At 30.4% G+C, this 15882-nt stretch carries 14 protein-coding genes, 1 pseudogene and 1 riboswitch; of the genes and pseudogenes, 6 read left to right on the top strand and 9 right to left on the bottom strand.

The annotated features are described in order from the left end of the window. Window positions 1-12: 12 nt before the first annotated feature. From IC173_RS20900 to IC173_RS02945, 7 genes are all read right to left on the bottom strand, one after another. Complete coding sequence (locus IC173_RS20900) at window positions 13-570, bottom strand: hypothetical protein (RefSeq protein ID WP_413927535.1); 558 nt, start codon at window positions 568-570, stop codon at window positions 13-15. Window positions 571-827: 257 nt separating this feature from the next. After that, window positions 828-1628 carry a PIG-L family deacetylase gene (locus tag IC173_RS02970; protein ID WP_227481881.1) on the bottom strand — a complete coding sequence of 267 codons (801 nt, stop codon included), beginning with the start codon at window positions 1626-1628 and terminating at the stop codon, window positions 828-830. A 357-nt stretch (window positions 1629-1985) separates the two neighbouring features. Then, window positions 1986-2861: an Hsp33 family molecular chaperone HslO gene (gene hslO / locus IC173_RS02965; protein ID WP_227433730.1), complete on the bottom strand. Its 876-nt coding sequence runs from the start codon at window positions 2859-2861 to the stop codon at window positions 1986-1988. A 215-nt stretch (window positions 2862-3076) separates the two neighbouring features. Beyond that, the gene (locus tag IC173_RS02960) at window positions 3077-3823 is read right to left on the bottom strand and encodes a class I SAM-dependent DNA methyltransferase (RefSeq protein ID WP_227824470.1); all 747 of its coding nucleotides are present in this window, start codon (window positions 3821-3823) and stop codon (window positions 3077-3079) included. Further along, the gene (locus IC173_RS02955) at window positions 3810-4043 is read right to left on the bottom strand and encodes a small, acid-soluble spore protein, alpha/beta type (RefSeq protein WP_227433989.1); all 234 of its coding nucleotides are present in this window, start codon (window positions 4041-4043) and stop codon (window positions 3810-3812) included. Before IC173_RS02955 ends, IC173_RS02960 begins: the two co-directional genes overlap by 14 nt. Before the next feature lie 256 nt (window positions 4044-4299). Further along, on the bottom strand, window positions 4300-5418 hold the full coding sequence (locus IC173_RS02950) for an N-acetyldiaminopimelate deacetylase (protein WP_227433728.1): 1119 nt from the start codon (window positions 5416-5418) through the stop codon (window positions 4300-4302). Between the two features lie 206 nt (window positions 5419-5624). Next, window positions 5625-6818, bottom strand: a complete 1194-nt coding sequence (locus IC173_RS02945) for an L-serine ammonia-lyase (protein WP_227433727.1) — start codon at window positions 6816-6818, stop codon at window positions 5625-5627. A gap of 323 nt (window positions 6819-7141) precedes the next feature. Here IC173_RS02945 and dapA (IC173_RS02940) point away from each other — a divergent pair, with 323 nt between their 5' ends. The 5 genes from dapA (IC173_RS02940) to dapD all read left to right on the top strand — a co-directional run bounded on the left by dapA (IC173_RS02940) (window position 7142) and on the right by dapD (window position 12182). Then, the gene (gene dapA / locus IC173_RS02940) at window positions 7142-8023 is read left to right on the top strand and encodes a 4-hydroxy-tetrahydrodipicolinate synthase (RefSeq protein ID WP_227433726.1); all 882 of its coding nucleotides are present in this window, start codon (window positions 7142-7144) and stop codon (window positions 8021-8023) included. A 77-nt stretch (window positions 8024-8100) separates the two neighbouring features. Continuing rightward, window positions 8101-8275: riboswitch (Lysine riboswitch) on the top strand. Between the two features lie 173 nt (window positions 8276-8448). After that, window positions 8449-9450, top strand: a complete 1002-nt coding sequence (locus IC173_RS02935) for an aspartate-semialdehyde dehydrogenase (RefSeq protein ID WP_227433725.1) — start codon at window positions 8449-8451, stop codon at window positions 9448-9450. A 115-nt stretch (window positions 9451-9565) separates the two neighbouring features. Further along, window positions 9566-10453, top strand: coding sequence for a 4-hydroxy-tetrahydrodipicolinate synthase (gene dapA, locus IC173_RS02930; RefSeq protein WP_227433724.1), 888 nt, complete (start codon window positions 9566-9568; stop codon window positions 10451-10453). Between the two features lie 67 nt (window positions 10454-10520). After that, window positions 10521-11270 carry a 4-hydroxy-tetrahydrodipicolinate reductase gene (gene dapB / locus IC173_RS02925; RefSeq protein WP_227433723.1) on the top strand — a complete coding sequence of 250 codons (750 nt, stop codon included), beginning with the start codon at window positions 10521-10523 and terminating at the stop codon, window positions 11268-11270. A 195-nt stretch (window positions 11271-11465) separates the two neighbouring features. Further along, window positions 11466-12182, top strand: coding sequence for a 2,3,4,5-tetrahydropyridine-2,6-dicarboxylate N-acetyltransferase (gene dapD / locus IC173_RS02920; RefSeq protein ID WP_227433722.1), 717 nt, complete (start codon window positions 11466-11468; stop codon window positions 12180-12182). 265 nt (window positions 12183-12447) lie between these two features. Here dapD and IC173_RS02915 read toward each other — a convergent pair whose 3' ends face one another. Further along, window positions 12448-13437 (bottom strand): SPFH domain-containing protein, encoded by a 990-nt coding sequence (locus IC173_RS02915; protein WP_227855133.1) that lies wholly within the window; start codon window positions 13435-13437, stop codon window positions 12448-12450. Window positions 13438-13773: 336 nt separating this feature from the next. Here IC173_RS02915 and dapB (IC173_RS02910) point away from each other — a divergent pair, with 336 nt between their 5' ends. Then, the gene (gene dapB, locus IC173_RS02910; RefSeq protein ID WP_227433720.1) at window positions 13774-14529 is read left to right on the top strand and encodes a 4-hydroxy-tetrahydrodipicolinate reductase; all 756 of its coding nucleotides are present in this window, start codon (window positions 13774-13776) and stop codon (window positions 14527-14529) included. Between the two features lie 191 nt (window positions 14530-14720). On the opposite strand, the pseudogene IC173_RS02905 reads toward dapB (IC173_RS02910), so the two are convergent. Then, a pseudogene (locus tag IC173_RS02905) lies at window positions 14721-15875 on the bottom strand (exosporium protein); the annotation flags it as partial. Window positions 15876-15882: the final 7 nt, after the last annotated feature.

Here is a 15882-nt window from a genome sequence, read left to right as displayed (position 1 = left end):
ATCAATATTAAATTATCCTGATTCGGCAAATATATTCCAGTGCCAAGAACCCACTCCGAAACCTGAAAGTAAGATAGCACCCTCATTTAGCGATTTATTCATATCAAGAATATGCTTCATGTTAGGTATTAGTTTTTTCCCAAGCCCATGACAATCTGGACACATACCATTGACATCATTAAAGGAAAACATGTTAGCATTACCTATATGCTTGCTTCCAAATCTAGAATATAAAGCCCTTAAAAAGGAATTTACATCTGTGATAGTACCTAAGGTTGACCTTGAATTACCTCCAAGTCTACTTTGGTCTATAATAATCGATGTTGATAAATTTTCTATACAATCAGCTTTAACTTCTCCATACTTAGGTAAAAAACTTCTTACAAAAGTACTAAATCTCTCATTTAATTGACGTTGTGATTCTTTTGCAATTGTTTCAAAAACAATAGATGATTTTCCAGAACCAGATACACCTGTAAATATAGTTATTTTTCTTTTTGGTATTTTTAATGAAATATTATCTAGATTATTTTCCTTACATCCTTTTAAAACTATAAATTCATTACCCATACTTTAACCTCCTAAATTGTTTTTATAGCAAATTATAGCACGTGACCTATCCCTTGGTTGTATACTGTAGGGTTTAAAATTTCATATAAAAAGTCTATATAAACTTATTAAGAGCATAAAAAAAGTACCTCAAAATGATTTTTAAAATCATAACTGAGATACTAAACCTTGTCTAATCATAATATATTCTTATTATCCTCAAATACTTTTTTATCATTAGTAAATAATATTTTTAAGATACCTTTATGTAAATTACTTTAATCTTCACTTAACACAGACGTAAGTTCAGGATCATTTAAAAGGTTTTCAAAATAGCTATGTGCTGAGATATACCCTATACCATACATTTTTCGTTTTGAATTTACAACCTTATATTCATAACACGCACTTTTGACCTTACTATAATCATTAAAATTAGTTGCTTTATAAATAGCTCTTTCATTTCTTGGTATGTACCTTACATATTTTGGTTTTATAAAATACAAGTCATCTTTTATCTTACGTTCACGTTTGAGTTTCTTTAAAACTGCACCATTTTTTCTATGCATTATATGGTCATCGTACTTATAATGATGAGCTATATGAGTGACATCACCCTTAAATTTATGTTCAAAATCTAATATTGTCTTTTCCATTAACTTATAATGTGTCCCCTCTTTTTTATCTATATCAGCAAGTATAATTATATTTTGTTGTTTTACTCCAAGCTCTTTTAGTGCTGACTTAAATTCATTGTTCCTAAGCTCTTCCTTTTGCTTCCTAGTTAAATTTCTAAATTTAGTATTAGCTCTAAAAACGTTCACTCCAGAGCCATCTGATACCAACACAACATATACATTATCAGTTCCACATTGTTTTATTGCATTAACAATAGCACTTCCTCCCCATAAGACTTCATCATCTTGATGCTGTGGGTAAAATACAGCATTAGATTTAAATTTTCTGCTATTGCTCTGTGGAATAGGTGTCTCAAGTTTACCATTAAGGTTAATAGCCATTATAAATATCATAAACAGTATTAATATACTTATGACTATGTGCTTTTTTTTGTTTTCCATTCTTAAAATTTTCTCCTTTTTATCAATTCAAATATCTTGTAAATTTTTGTTGTAAATAGGTTAAAATACACAAATCATTTTACAATAATTTATAGCTTTATACAATCTTTGACACAAGGCACAATAAACTAAAAAAGCTCTCCAATCGCAATATTACAAATACTGCAATTAGAAAGCCCTTTAATTCTTAAAATTTATTAAGTTTATCTTTCTCAACATATCTTAGATTTCTTTCTTAACATCTTTAACATATAATTCTTATTTTTAATGAATTATATTTAAATTTCTATATTAATACTGATATTTTAATATTTCACTATTAATGCTACTATTTTAATATTCCACATTCCTTTTATTCTACATTTCCTTTAAAATTTCAATCAACTCTTCTTCACTATACATATATTTCTCGTTACAGAACTGACATCCAACTTCTGCCTGTTTATCTTCTTCTATTATTTGAGCCAAAGATTTTTTCCCTATTGCCACTAAAGCAGTTTTCACTCTTTCCTTTGAGCACTCACACTCAAATCCAACTTCACAAGTATCAAGTACTTTAGGCTCTAAACCATCTAAAACTCTATTTAATATATCTTCTGGTAAGTTTCCTTCCTTTAACATATTAGTTATTGAAGGTAATTTAGCTACATTTTCTTCTAATTTTGCGATAGTTTCTTCTTCTGCATCTGGCATTAATTGAACTATAAAGCCTCCAGCAAACTCAACTTCATCCTCTTTTGTAAGAACACCTAAAGCCACCACTGATGGAGTTTGTTCTGACACTGCAAAGTAATAAGTAAAGTCTTCTGCAATTTCTCCACTTACTAATGGATAAGTTCCATTATATGGCTCTCTAAGACCTAAGTCTTTAATAACTTTTACAACACCTTCTGTCCCCACTGCTGCTGCAACATTCAACTTTCCATTTGGATAATCTTCAACTTCTACATGAGGATTTCCTACATAGCCTTTTACTATCCCCTTAGAATTTGCTGTTGCGATGATAGTTCCAATTGGTCCACCACCTTTTATTATTACAGTCAATTTATCACTGTCATTTTTCATCATCAATCCCATTATAGATGTTGCTGTTAATGTTCTACCAAGTGCTGCTGTTGCTACTTTTGTAGTTTCATGTAATCTTCTAGCTTCTTCTACTGTATTTCTAGTAGTTGCAACAAATGCTCTAACTTGACCATTTCCTGATGTCGCTCTTAGTACATAATCTTTCATCTGTATTCCTCCACATTTTGTTAATCATACTATTTTTCTATACTATTATTTTTTTCTATATTACTACTTTAAATTACTTTAATTTTTAATACAGAAAACTTTACCTTTTTTATTTTTACCAATAATATTTTATATCTTCATCAATAACATTTTATATTTTCATCAATAATATTTTATATTAATAACACTTCTTTTTGTACACAACAAGAAAATATTTATTTTTTACATACAAAGAATATCCTTTGACTTTCTTCATTAGGTTTTTCAAATGTAAAATCTCCATAAGATTTTATATCCCTAAATCCAGATTTTTTAAGCATATCAATTATTTCATCCTCAGTATATGCCCTTTGTTGATGTACTTCTTCAAATCTTTCAAACTTTCCATCTTCATCTTTAATAAAAAATGTCAGTTCCATTTCAATCAAATTTTCTTCATCATCAAAGTAATTTTGCCACATATAAGCTATATCTTCTCTGTTTTCTCCATACATATTATTTCCTAATATATTGGCTAATTTATAAAATGAACTTATATCAAATATAAAGATTCCATCTTTCTTTAATAATTCATATGTTTTTGAAAATACATTTTCTAAATCATCATCATAAGTTATATAATTAAATCCATCACAAGCACAAAGTACACAATCCAAATCGGATATATCAAAGTCCAGCTCTGATATATCTTGTTGAAGTAAAACTAACTCTACGCCTTCTTTTTCTGCCTTTTCTCTTGCTACACTAAGCATTTCATCAGATATATCAATTCCAGCTATATCATAGCTCTTTTTAGTTAATGGAATTGTGAGATTACCTGTACCACATGCTAATTCCAATATATTTTTTACTTTTACACCTTCATTAGCTATTATATCTTCTATATATTTAACCCATCCATCATAATCAACTTCATTCATAAGTTCATCATATACAAACGCAAAATCACTATATTGACTCATCCTTTTTATTCTGCCCCTCCACAATCTTTCTCAGCCTCTTTTTGCGTGATGTAAGCATACCTCCAATTCTTCCAGCTTCTTTAGCTGTAAGTCCTGCCCACCCACGTTCTCCAACTTTGTCCATAAGACCTAGTTCAGAGGCTATCTCATATTTCATTATATCATCATTTGTCAATATTTTAGTATTCTTGCCATTAGTTATCTTCTTTTCTCTTTTCATATTTTCTTTCAAAAAAATCACCCCTTCTTATTTGTATTTTTGTCAATTAAAAGAAATTTATACAAATAAGTAAGGGGTATTTATCAATTCATATGTTTTTAAATGTAAGTATTTTAAATTTATGACTTTTTAAAATTATTCTTTCTAAGTATGTGTTATTTATAATTTTAATATATGTTATTTACAGTCTTACCAAAAAAATTGACCTTTTTATATAAGCTATCTACAACTTATTCATTACAAAACTGAATATATTTTAATCTATTGCTTTTTTATATTTTAATAGTTTTGCATAGACATTTAGTGCATTCACACATATTTTTTCATCAAAGTTAAAGTTTATATTATGAAGTCCATTTACAAATCCTTTTTTTTCATTTCTTGAACCCAACATAAAGAACAGTCCTGGAACTTCTTTTTGATAATAAGAGAAATCTTCTGATATCATAAGTGGGTCTAATTCTATGGCTGTATCCTTTCCAACAGCTTCTACAAACTCTTTATACAAGTCCTTATCATTTTTAACAGCTATATAATCATCCATAATATTTATATTTACCTTACAGTTATAAGACAATTCAAAGCCTCTAGCAAGTTCTTTAACTCTAAGTTTCATTCTCTCATACACTTCTGGATTAAAACATCTAATAGTGCCTTCCATCTTTATATTTTCAGCTATTATATTTCTTCTAGCCCCTCCTTCAATTCTACCTATAGTCAACACTGCATTGTCTATTGGACTTATATTTCTTGATACTATAGTTTGAAGTGAACTTATAAAGTTTGAAGCTATCACTATACCATCAATTCCATTTTGTGGCATAGCTCCATGTCCACTTTTAGATACTATTTCTATATCAATATCTCCTATTTGAGCCATGAAGTATCCTTCTCTTGTACCTACATAACCTTCTGGTAATTCTGGGTATATATGAAGCCCATATATCTCATCCACATTGTATTTTCTAAGCACACCTGCATCTATCAATGCTTTTGCTCCACCTGGCCCTTCTTCTGCTGGTTGGAATATAAATACAACATTATCATTTAAATCTTCTTTATTATCATTTAAATACTCAATTAATCCAAGCAATATAGTAGCATGTCCATCATGGCCACATAAATGTTTTACACCTTCTTCACTACGAAGACCATCTATATCAGCTCTAAAAGCTATATCTTTTCTTGGCCTTTTACCTTCTATCACACCTACTATTCCTGTTTCTAAATAAACTTCATATTCAACTCCTATTTTATCAAGATAATCCCTTATATATTTTGAAGTCTTATACTCTTTTCTTCCAATTTCTGCAATAGGATTTAATGCATTCCTATGCTTGTAAAGTTGTTCTTGTAAATACGATGCCTCTCTCATGTAATCTCCTCCAAATTATAATTTATTATAAAAATATTTCTATATCTCTTATAATTAAAATATTATATAATATACTTTCATATTTAAAAATAAAAAACTAAATTGAATATAAAAATATTTTGCATTATTAAATAATTCACCATTAATAATAATTCCCCTGTTTCATAAATCAAAACAGGGGAATTATTATTGAAAAATTTTTAATTTTAGCAAGAGAAGAAGTGTTTAGCAAGTCCACCTTTTGCAGTTTCTTTGTATTTATCCATCATATCGATACCAGTTTCTTTCATTGTTTCAACGACTTGGTCCAAGGAGACAGAATGTGAGCCATCAGTTAATAATGCATACTTAGCTGCATCATAAGCTCTTTGAGCTGCCATTGCATTTCTTTCTATACATGGAATTTGAACATATCCATATACAGGGTCACAAGTCATTCCTAGATGATGTTCAAGTGCTATCTCCGCTGCATATTCAATATGGTCTATAGTACCACCCTTTAAATATGCTACTGCCGCTGCTGCCATCGAACAAGCTGCTCCAACCTCACCTTGACATCCTACTTCTGCACCAGATATTGATGCATTAGTTTTTATTATATTTCCAATTATTCCAGCTACAAGTAATGCTTCAATTATTTTTTCATCATCGTATTTATAAAAATCTTGCATTGCAAAGAATATTCCTGGTATTACCCCAGCAGAACCACAAGTCGGTGCTGTAACTATTATATTACCAGAAGCATTTTGCTCTGAAGCTGCTAGTGCATATGCATATACAAGTGTTGAAAAACTTTTATCTTCTTGATACGCTTTATAAAAATTATTTGCTCTTCTTTTTAATAATAATTTACCTGGTATTACTTCATCTGTACTTAGTCCATCATCAATAGATTTTCTCATAGCATCTTTTATAGTTTTTATATAGTCTTTTATATCAGATGGTTCACATTCTAACACAAAATCAACTAAAGTTTTATTATTTTCTTTACACCATTTTACTATTTCATCCATAGTGTCTAGGTGATATATACTATTGCTTTTACTGTTTCTTTGACCTTCTTCTGCTATAGTTCCTCCACCAACAGAATATACAGTCCATTCAGCTGTCACATTTCCATCTTTATCTAAAGCTTCAAACTTCATTCCATTTGGATGAAAATCTTTTATTATATCTTCCTCCCAAACGATTTCAACTTTCTTTGGAGCTATAGTTTTTTCAATTATATAATCTGTTAAGTGACCTTTTCCTGTAGCAGCTAAACTACCATATAATATTGCTCTAAAACTTTCTGCATCTGGATTTTCATTTTTAAATCTTTCCGCTGCTCTTTGTGGCCCCATAGTATGAGAACTTGAAGGTCCACTTCCTATTTTAAAAAGTTCCTTTAAAGTATCCATATTATTCCTCCTAAATTTTCTATGTTAATGCTTATTATTTATTTTTACGCACATATTTATTATAACCTAAATATATTAATTATTAGTTATTAAATTCGCATAAAATTTATTTTTTATTTCCATTTTGGTATATTTTATTAAATTAATATGCATATTTTGAGAATAAAACATTTATTTTAAATTTTTTTAATATTAATATAATATAAATATCTTACTTTATACAGTTAAGATATTAACTATACCTATTAAAATTAATTAATTTGTACTATAATTATTATTGTACTTAAAAAATTAAATTTAAATAAAAAAGGAGATTTGATTATATGTTATTTAAAGGTTCTGCTGTTGCTTTAGTTACCCCATTTATGGAGGATAACAATGTCAACTTTGAAAAATTAGGTGAATTAATCGAATACCATATTGAAAATGACACAGATGCACTAGTTGTTTGTGGAACAACAGGTGAAGCTACTACTATGAGTGAATCTGAGATTTTTGCTGTAATAAAATATACAGTTGAAAAAGTCAACAAGAGAATACCAGTTATAGCAGGTACTGGTTCAAACAATACTATGTTGTCTGTTCATATGAGCCAAGAAGCTGAAAAATTGGGAGTGGATGGTCTTTTAATCATAACTCCTTACTATAATAAGACTAATGAAAAAGGTCTTAAACTTCACTTTGAAACAATAGCAAAAAGCGTTAAATTACCAATTATTTTATATAATGTACCAGGAAGAACTAAGGTAAATATAAAGCCATCTGTTGTGGCTGAGCTTGCTAAAATAGATAATATAGTTGCTGTGAAAGAAGCTAGTGGAGATTTAGCTCAGGTTGCAGAAATAGCTAAATTAGTGCCTAAAGACTTCGCTATATACTCCGGTAATGATGATACTATACTACCTCTATTATCATTAGGTGGAAGTGGTGTTATCTCTGTACTTGCTAATATATGCCCTAAAGAAACTCATGACTTAGTAACTAAATTCTTTGAAGGTGACATTGAAGGCTCTAAAAAATTACAACTTGATATGGATACTTTAATTGACGCCTTATTTATAGAAGTAAATCCAGTTCCAGTTAAAACTGCTATGAATATTTTAGGTTTTAATGTTGGAGATTTAAGACTTCCTTTAGCTGAAATGGAAGAAGCTAATCTTAATGTCTTAAAACAAGAATTGACAAATTTTGGATTTAAATTTTAGCAATATTTCTATAAATAAGTTGATTTTTTCTAAAATATGTATTATTATTAGAATAATCAAATTTTAATATCCTATTAACCTAGGGTAGAGGTAGCTGTAAATAAGAGTATCCAATAGGAGCTGGCAAGCGTTAATGATTGGAAAAAGGATTTATAGCCGAAGAAAATATTTCTTGCAATAATATTTTCTGGGATTACACATAAGATGTGTAATACTGTCACTTATTTGTATAGGTGATGAGCTACAGGGTTTACTTTGAGTGATAAACTAGACGTACAAAGTATACCTTTGTACGTTTTTTGTATATAATTAAAGTTGTTAATATAATATTAAAGTTTTTAGACATATAAAAATATTAACATATCTTACTTGTATAGCTAAAATCAAATAATGTTTTAATAATTAAAAATTGGGGTGAATTTAATATGAAAAAAGTAAATGTGGCAATAGTTGGTGCTACTGGAATGGTAGGTAGAACATTTTTAAAAGTATTAGAAGAAAGAAATTTTCCAATAGAAAATCTATTTTTATTCTCTTCTTCTAAATCTGCTGGTTCTAAAGTAATGTTTTGTGGTAAAGAATATATAGTAGAAGAATTAAAAGAAACTTCATTTACTGATAGAGGAATACAAATAGCGTTATTCTCTGCTGGAGGAAGCATTAGTGAAAAATATGCTCCAATAGCTGCATCAAATGGAATCTTGGTAGTAGATAACTCTAGTCAATGGAGAATGAATCCAGATGTTCCTTTGGTTGTTCCTGAGGTAAATCCAGAAGCTATAAAAAAACATAAAGGTATAATAGCTAATCCAAACTGCTCTACTATACAAGCTATGGTTCCTCTTAAACCTCTTGATGACAAATACAAAATTAAGAGAGTTGTTTACTCTACTTACCAAGCTGTATCTGGTTCTGGTGTTAAAGGGGTTGAAGATTTAGAAAAAGGAATGACTGGTAATCCTACTGGATTCTATCCACATCAAATTTCTTATAACTGTCTTCCTCATATAGATTCATTTACTGAAAATGGATATACTAAGGAAGAAATGAAAATGGTAAACGAAACTATGAAAATACTTGATAACTACGACTTAAAAATAACTGCAACTACTGTAAGAGTTCCAGTAAAAAATGGTCATAGTGAATCTATAAACATTGAGTTTAATAATCCATTTGAATTAGAAGACTTGGTAAAAACACTTGAAGAAGCTCCAGGAGTTGTAGTAGTTGATAATCCTGCTAAAAATGAATATCCAACTGCTGTAGAATTTGATGATAGAGATGAAGTGTTTGTTGGAAGAATTAGAAGAGACTTTAGTGTTGATAATGGTGTAAACCTTTGGGTTGTTGCTGACAATATAAGAAAAGGTGCTGCAACTAATGCAATCCAAATAGCTGAAATGGCTATATCATATGATTTAGTATAGTATACAAATTTGTATAAATATATGATTTTGTAAAATATTAATAATAAGTAAAGATAAGCATTAGAAGTAACTGTAATATAAAACACAAAACTAAAAAAGAGGGGATTGATTTTTTATGATATTTAAAGGTTCTGCTGTTGCTCTAGTTACTCCATTTACAAAGGATAGCAAAGTTGATTTTGACAAATTAGGTGAATTAGTTGAATACCAAATAGCTAACGGTACTGATGCTATAGTAGCTTGTGGTACTACTGGTGAAGCTAATACTATGACTGATGAAGAACAACTTGCTACTATTAAGTATGTTGTTGAAAAAGTTAATAAAAGAGTTCCTGTTATCGCAGGAAGTGGTTCTAATGATACTATGCACTCAGTTAATTTAAGTCAAGAAGCTGAAAAATTAGGAGTAGATGCTCTATTAATAATAACTCCTTATTACAATAAAGCCAATAAAGCTGGACTTAAACGTCATTTTGAAACAATCGCTAACAGTGTTAAACTTCCAATTATACTTTACAATGTACCTGGAAGAACTTGTGTTAATATAAGCCCTAGTCTTATAGTTGAACTTGCTAAGATAGATAATATAGTTGCTGTAAAGGAAGCTAGTGGGGACTTAGGACAAGTTGCAGAAATAGCTAGCTTAGTTCCAGACGACTTTGCTATCTACTCTGGTAATGATGATACTATACTTCCTTTATTGTCTTTAGGAGGTCAAGGAGTTATATCAGTACTTGCTAATGTTTGCCCTCAAGAAACACACGATTTAGTGGCTAAATTCTTTGAAGGCGATATAGAAGGTTCTAGAAAATTACAACTTGGTATGGATGCTTTAATCGCTGCTTTATTTATAGAAGTAAATCCTATACCAGTTAAGACTGCAATGAATTTATTAGGATTCAATGTTGGAGATTTAAGACTTCCTCTAGCAGAAATGGACCCAGCAAACTTAGAGGTATTAAAGAAAGAATTAGTTAACTTTGGACTAAAAGTTAATGCATAGTACAAATTAATGCATGATAAAAGACTAAGTTTGGTCAAAAGTTAGCCCTTAATCATAGGAGGAAATTATGTTAAAAGTTATAGCAACTGGTTATGATGGAAAAATGGGCAAGATTTTAGCCGATACTATAAGAGATGATAGTGAACTAGAATTAGTTTGTGTTGCAGCTAGAGGTATGGATAGCTGTGAAGGCAATCTTAAAATTTATGAAGATATGAATACTATAGTTGAAGAAGCTGATGTAGTTATAGATTTTTCTCATCACTCTAATTTAGATAATATTTTATCTTATGTTTTAAAAACTAAAACTCCTTTAGTAATTGCTACTACTGGATATAATGATGAAGAAATTAATAGAATACATGAAGCGGCTAAAGTTATTCCTGTATTCCAATCATATAATATGTCTCTTGGTGTAAATGTATTAGTGAAATTGGTTAAAGATGCAGCTAAATTATTAGAAGGATTCGATATAGAAATAATAGAAAAACATCACAACAGAAAAGTAGATGCCCCAAGTGGTACAGCTGTTATGATTGCTAACGCTATAAAAGAGGTTTTACCAAACGTTGAAAATAATTATGGTAGATATGGGCGTAGTGCAAAAAGACAACCAAATGAGGTTGGTATCCACGCTATAAGAGGTGGAAATATCGTTGGTGAACATGATGCTCTATTTGCTGGAGATAATGAAGTCCTTACAATAAGTCATCAAGCTCAATCTCGTGGTATTTTTGCAAGTGGTTCTATAGCTGCTGCTAAATACTTGGTTAAACAAAAACCAGGATTTTATAACATGGATAGCATGTTAGGATAGTAAAAATCTATATCACAAGTAAAAAATATAAACAAGTAAAAATATATGATATAACAAATAAATTTACTCAATATTATGCTAAAACAATAATGCTATTAAAAAATAAATAGTAGTAAGTATATACTAAAGTTGATAAATTAGTATATCTGAGTATATAATAAAAGAAATATAATGAAATACAAGGAGAATTAACAAATGGTAAATTTAAACGATGCTTATGAAATAGCAAGATATATAAAAGAAGTTAAAAAGAAAACACCTGTTAAAGTATATGTAAATACTAACTCTTTACATTTCCAATCAACTGATAAATTTAAAGTATTTGGAAACAATGGTTCTTATGTATTTGTAGGTGACTATGAAGATATAATGGAAGTATTAGATAAACATGGTAACGATATAATAGATACTCATGTGGAATATGATAGAAGAAATTCTGCTATTCCTCTAAAAAATACTTTAAGTGAACATGCAAGAATCGAACCAGGTGCAATAATAAGAGATATGGTTACTATAGAAAAAAATGCTGTTGTAATGATGGGAGCTGTTATAAATATAGGAGCTGTTATCGGTGAAGGTTCTATGGTAGATATGAATGCTGTTATTGGTGCTAGAGGTACTCTTGGTAAAAATGTTCATTTAGGCGCTGGTGCTGTTGTTGCTGGTGTTTTAGAGCCACCTTCTGCTACTCCTGTTATAGTTGAAGATGATGTTTTAATAGGAGCTAATGCAGTTGTTCTTGAAGGTGTTAGAATCGGTAAAGGTGCTGTTGTTGCAGCTGGTGCTGTTGTAACTACTGATGTAGAAGCTGGTGCTGTTGTTGCTGGTTCTCCTGCTAAAGTTATAAAAATGAAAGACGAAAAAACGGCTGACAAGACTAAACTTATGGAAGACCTTAGAAGCTTAGACTAATTATAAAATAATATTATTGATTAAAAGGTGTCTCTATATGAATTTAATTCATTAGAGACACCCTCTTTTTTATAGCTATTTAATTTATCTTTGTTACATCACCTTAATTTACTTGCATGCAATTTAAACATTTTTAATTTATTGATTTTCTTACACTCTAATTAAAATATCCTTAATTTACTGATTTTCTTATATACAAGCTAAGCACTCTTGATTTTATTACATATTAATTAAATACTCTTAATTTAATGATATTACTTTTATACTAATAAATTGAGCCACTATTTACTACTGGTTGTGCATCTTTATTACCACAAAGAACAACCAATAAATTGCTCACCATAGCTACTTTATGTTCCTCATCTAAAGTCACGACATTATTCTCACTTAAATTAGTTAATGCCATCTCTACCATACTTACAGCCCCCTCAACAATCTTTTTACGTGCTGCTATTATAGCTTCTGCTTGTTGGCGTTGTAACATAGCCGCTGCAATCTCTGGTGCATAAGAAAGGTGAGTAATTCTTACTTCACATACTTCAATTCCTGCAATATCTACCCTAGATTGTAATTCTTTTTGTAATTTATCTGCTATCTCTTGACTACTACCACGAAGAGATTTTTCATCACCATCTTCAGACACATCATATGGATAAAGTCTTGAAACATTACGAATAGTTGAATCACATTGAATTGATAAAAAAGTATTATAATTATCAACATTAAATACAGCTTTAGTTGCATCTATAACTTTCCAAATTACAACAACACCTATTATAATAGGATTTCCTAATAAGTCATTAACTTTTTGTTTTTCATTATTAAGAGTCATTGTTTTTAAAGATACTTTCTTTCCTCTTGGATTAGAGGATATATCTACTTTTTCAGTAGATGAAGATTTTGATACATTAATTCCTGATGATGTTGGATTTACTGCTGAACAAAATGGATTTACCCAATAGTATCCTTCTTTTTTTATAGTTCCATAGTAGTTCCCAAATAAAACTAGAACTATAGCTTCTTTTGGGTTAATCATTTTTAGTCCAAAGCACAGTATAAAATCTATCACTATAAATAAAATACTTAAAACTAACATAAACGAACCTATTCCAGTGAATCCATTGTCAAGTTTTATTATTCCAAAAACCATAACACCTATTGAAACTACTAAAAACAAGATAATCATTATCAAAGCTACTACTCCATTAAATGCTTTAGCATCCTTTTCTTGATAAGTTTTTTCTTCATTTAACATAGCCACCTCTCCCATCTTATTATATTAAGTTAAGATACTTCTAATTTAATAATATCACTTTTAATGCTCAAATTGTTGGGTTTAAAATTAATACTCTAAATTTATATATTTTTAAAGATGCATCTTTATTAATTTTAATATAATAATATTGATTTTTAAGTAAATTTTATGATATACAAACTTATATTTAATATATGTTAAATATAAATAAAATTTTTTAATATCCAGCAAATTATAAGTTTATTATGACTAATATTATTTTATATAAATTATATTAGTGATAAAATAAACTTATAGAAATATAACAAATTTTTATTAATTTCATAGGAGGATTTTATGTTAAAAGTTATAATTAGCGGTTATAATGGAACGATGGGAAGAGTGTTAGCAGAATGTGTAAAAAAAGATAGTGAATTAGAGTTAGTTTGTGGTGTAGCTAGGTCTGCTGATGAAAATACTTATCATGGTGATACGAAACTTTTTAAGACAATGACTGATGTAACTGAAAAAGCTGATGTTATAATAGATTTCTCACATCATGAAACTTTAGACCCAATCTTATCATACGCACTAAAAAACAATACCCCTGTAGTATTAGCTACTACTGGATATGATGAGGATGAATTAAATAAAATAGAAAAAGCATCAAAAAATATTCCTATATTATTATCCTCAAATACATCTCTAGGTGTAAATATTTTAATAAAATTAGTTAAAGATGCATCAAAAATGTTAGAAAGCTTTGATATTGAAATCATAGAAAAGCATCATAACAGAAAGGAAGATGCTCCTAGTGGTACTGCTAATATGATAGCCAATGCAATTAAAGAGGTCTTACCTGAAAGTGAAAATAGATATGTAAGATATGGTAGAGATTGTAAAAGGAAATCAAATGAAATTGGAATACACTCTATAAGAGGTGGTAATATAATCAGTGACCATGATGTTATATTTGCAGGTGATAATGAAGTTCTTACATTAAGTCACCATTCTCAATCTGATGAAGTCTTTGCAGATGGTTCTATAGTTGCAGCTAAATTTTTAGTTGGTAGAAAGTCTGGACTTTATAAAATGTCAGATATATTAGGATAATTTTTTTATACATAATAAATCTCAATCTAGTTAAATATCCATATTTGAAAATTTGAATACTTAATAGATTGAGATTTTAACATATTTCTAAAGTTTATAACTTATATATCTTTCTTTTGCATATAAATATTCTCTTAGATATTATTTCACTTATTGTTATATAATCTAGTTTTCTTTATTTATCATATAAATTATTGTATTCTATATACTGATACATACCCAGCTGGAGAAGTACCTGTTGTTCCTGAGCCAAAGGTAAAACTTAAAGTCACTGCTGCTGCTCTAGCATCAACTAAAAAACTTAAACTTACACTTACATCTGATGAGGTAAGTGTATTTACTGCTTTTGCTACAAAGTTATTTTGAGCTGTTCCATTAAAGTTAGTCGTAATTGCCATAAACCCTGCAAGTGAAAGCGTAGCACGTATACCAAAAGATACATTATACACTCCTCCAACTGCAAGATTTATAGTACTACTTGTTGGTAAAGTTATATTAGTTCCATTTATAAATGATGAGTTAAATGTAACCAATGTGTTATTCACTAGGCTCGAAGAAGATACAGTAAATTGTGCATTGTTTGATGCTAATACTCCAGTTGCTCCTGTATTTCCTGTTGGACCTGTTGCCCCATTCGCTCCAGTTGCTCCTGTGTTTCCTGTTGCTCCTGTTGCTCCATTTGCACCTGTTGGACCTGTTGGCCCTATTGCTCCTGCTATTCCTGCTACTCCAGTTGCTCCTGTATTTCCTGTTGGACCTGTTGCTCCATTTGCACCTGTTGCTCCTGTTGCACCTGTTGCTCCTGCTACTCCTAATGCTCCTGTTGGGCCTGTTGCTCCCACTGCACCTGTTGCTCCTGTTGGACCTGTTGCTCCTGTCGCTCCTGTTGGACCTACTGCTCCATCTACTCCTGTTGCTCCTGTTGCACCTGTTGGACCTACCGCTCCATCTGCTCCTGTTGGACCTGTTGCTCCTACTGCTCCTGTTGGACCTACTGCTCCATCTGCTCCTGTTGCTCCTGTTGCCCCTGTTGGACCTGTTGCTCCATCTGCTCCTGTTGGACCTACTGCTCCTGTTGGGCCTACTGCTCCATCTGCTCCTGTTGGGCCTGTTGCTCCATTTGCTCCTGTTGGACCTATTGCTCCATCTGAACCTGTTGCTCCTACTGCCCCTGTTGGACCTACCTCTCCATCTGCTCCTGTTGGACCTGTTGCTCCTATTGCCCCTGTTGCTCCTGTTACTCCATCTGCTCCTGTTGCTCCTGTATTTCCTGTTGGGCCTGTTGCTCCTGTTGCTCCTTCTCGTCCTTTTCCTCTAGTTTTTGCCTTTACTCCTGTTGCTCCTGTGCCTCAT

The sequence above is a fragment of the Clostridioides sp. ES-S-0048-02 genome, from assembly GCF_020658495.1.
GTDB lineage: Bacteria > Bacillota > Clostridia > Peptostreptococcales > Peptostreptococcaceae > Clostridioides.
This window is presented reverse-complemented; position numbering and strand designations above follow the sequence as displayed.

Bases quoted from the DNA above. Each gene is read 5' to 3' on its own strand.
- dapA (WP_227433726.1), top strand. From the start codon at position 7,142: ATGTTATTTAAAGGTTCTGCTGTTGCTTTAGTTACCCCATTTATGGAG.
- IC173_RS20900 (WP_413927535.1), bottom strand. From the start codon at position 570: ATGGGTAATGAATTTATAGTTTTAAAAGGATGTAAGGAAAATAATCTA.
- IC173_RS02950 (WP_227433728.1), bottom strand. From the start codon at position 5,418: ATGAGAGAGGCATCGTATTTACAAGAACAACTTTACAAGCATAGGAAT.
- dapD (WP_227433722.1), top strand. From the start codon at position 11,466: ATGGTAAATTTAAACGATGCTTATGAAATAGCAAGATATATAAAAGAA.
- dapA (WP_227433724.1), top strand. From the start codon at position 9,566: ATGATATTTAAAGGTTCTGCTGTTGCTCTAGTTACTCCATTTACAAAG.
- dapB (WP_227433720.1), top strand. From the start codon at position 13,774: ATGTTAAAAGTTATAATTAGCGGTTATAATGGAACGATGGGAAGAGTG.
- IC173_RS02945 (WP_227433727.1), bottom strand. From the start codon at position 6,818: ATGGATACTTTAAAGGAACTTTTTAAAATAGGAAGTGGACCTTCAAGT.
- hslO (WP_227433730.1), bottom strand. From the start codon at position 2,861: ATGAAAGATTATGTACTAAGAGCGACATCAGGAAATGGTCAAGTTAGA.
- IC173_RS02935 (WP_227433725.1), top strand. From the start codon at position 8,449: ATGAAAAAAGTAAATGTGGCAATAGTTGGTGCTACTGGAATGGTAGGT.
- IC173_RS02955 (WP_227433989.1), bottom strand. From the start codon at position 4,043: ATGAAAAGAGAAAAGAAGATAACTAATGGCAAGAATACTAAAATATTG.
- dapB (WP_227433723.1), top strand. From the start codon at position 10,521: ATGTTAAAAGTTATAGCAACTGGTTATGATGGAAAAATGGGCAAGATT.
- IC173_RS02960 (WP_227824470.1), bottom strand. From the start codon at position 3,823: ATGAGTCAATATAGTGATTTTGCGTTTGTATATGATGAACTTATGAAT.
- IC173_RS02970 (WP_227481881.1), bottom strand. From the start codon at position 1,628: ATGGAAAACAAAAAAAAGCACATAGTCATAAGTATATTAATACTGTTT.
- IC173_RS02915 (WP_227855133.1), bottom strand. From the start codon at position 13,437: ATGTTAAATGAAGAAAAAACTTATCAAGAAAAGGATGCTAAAGCATTT.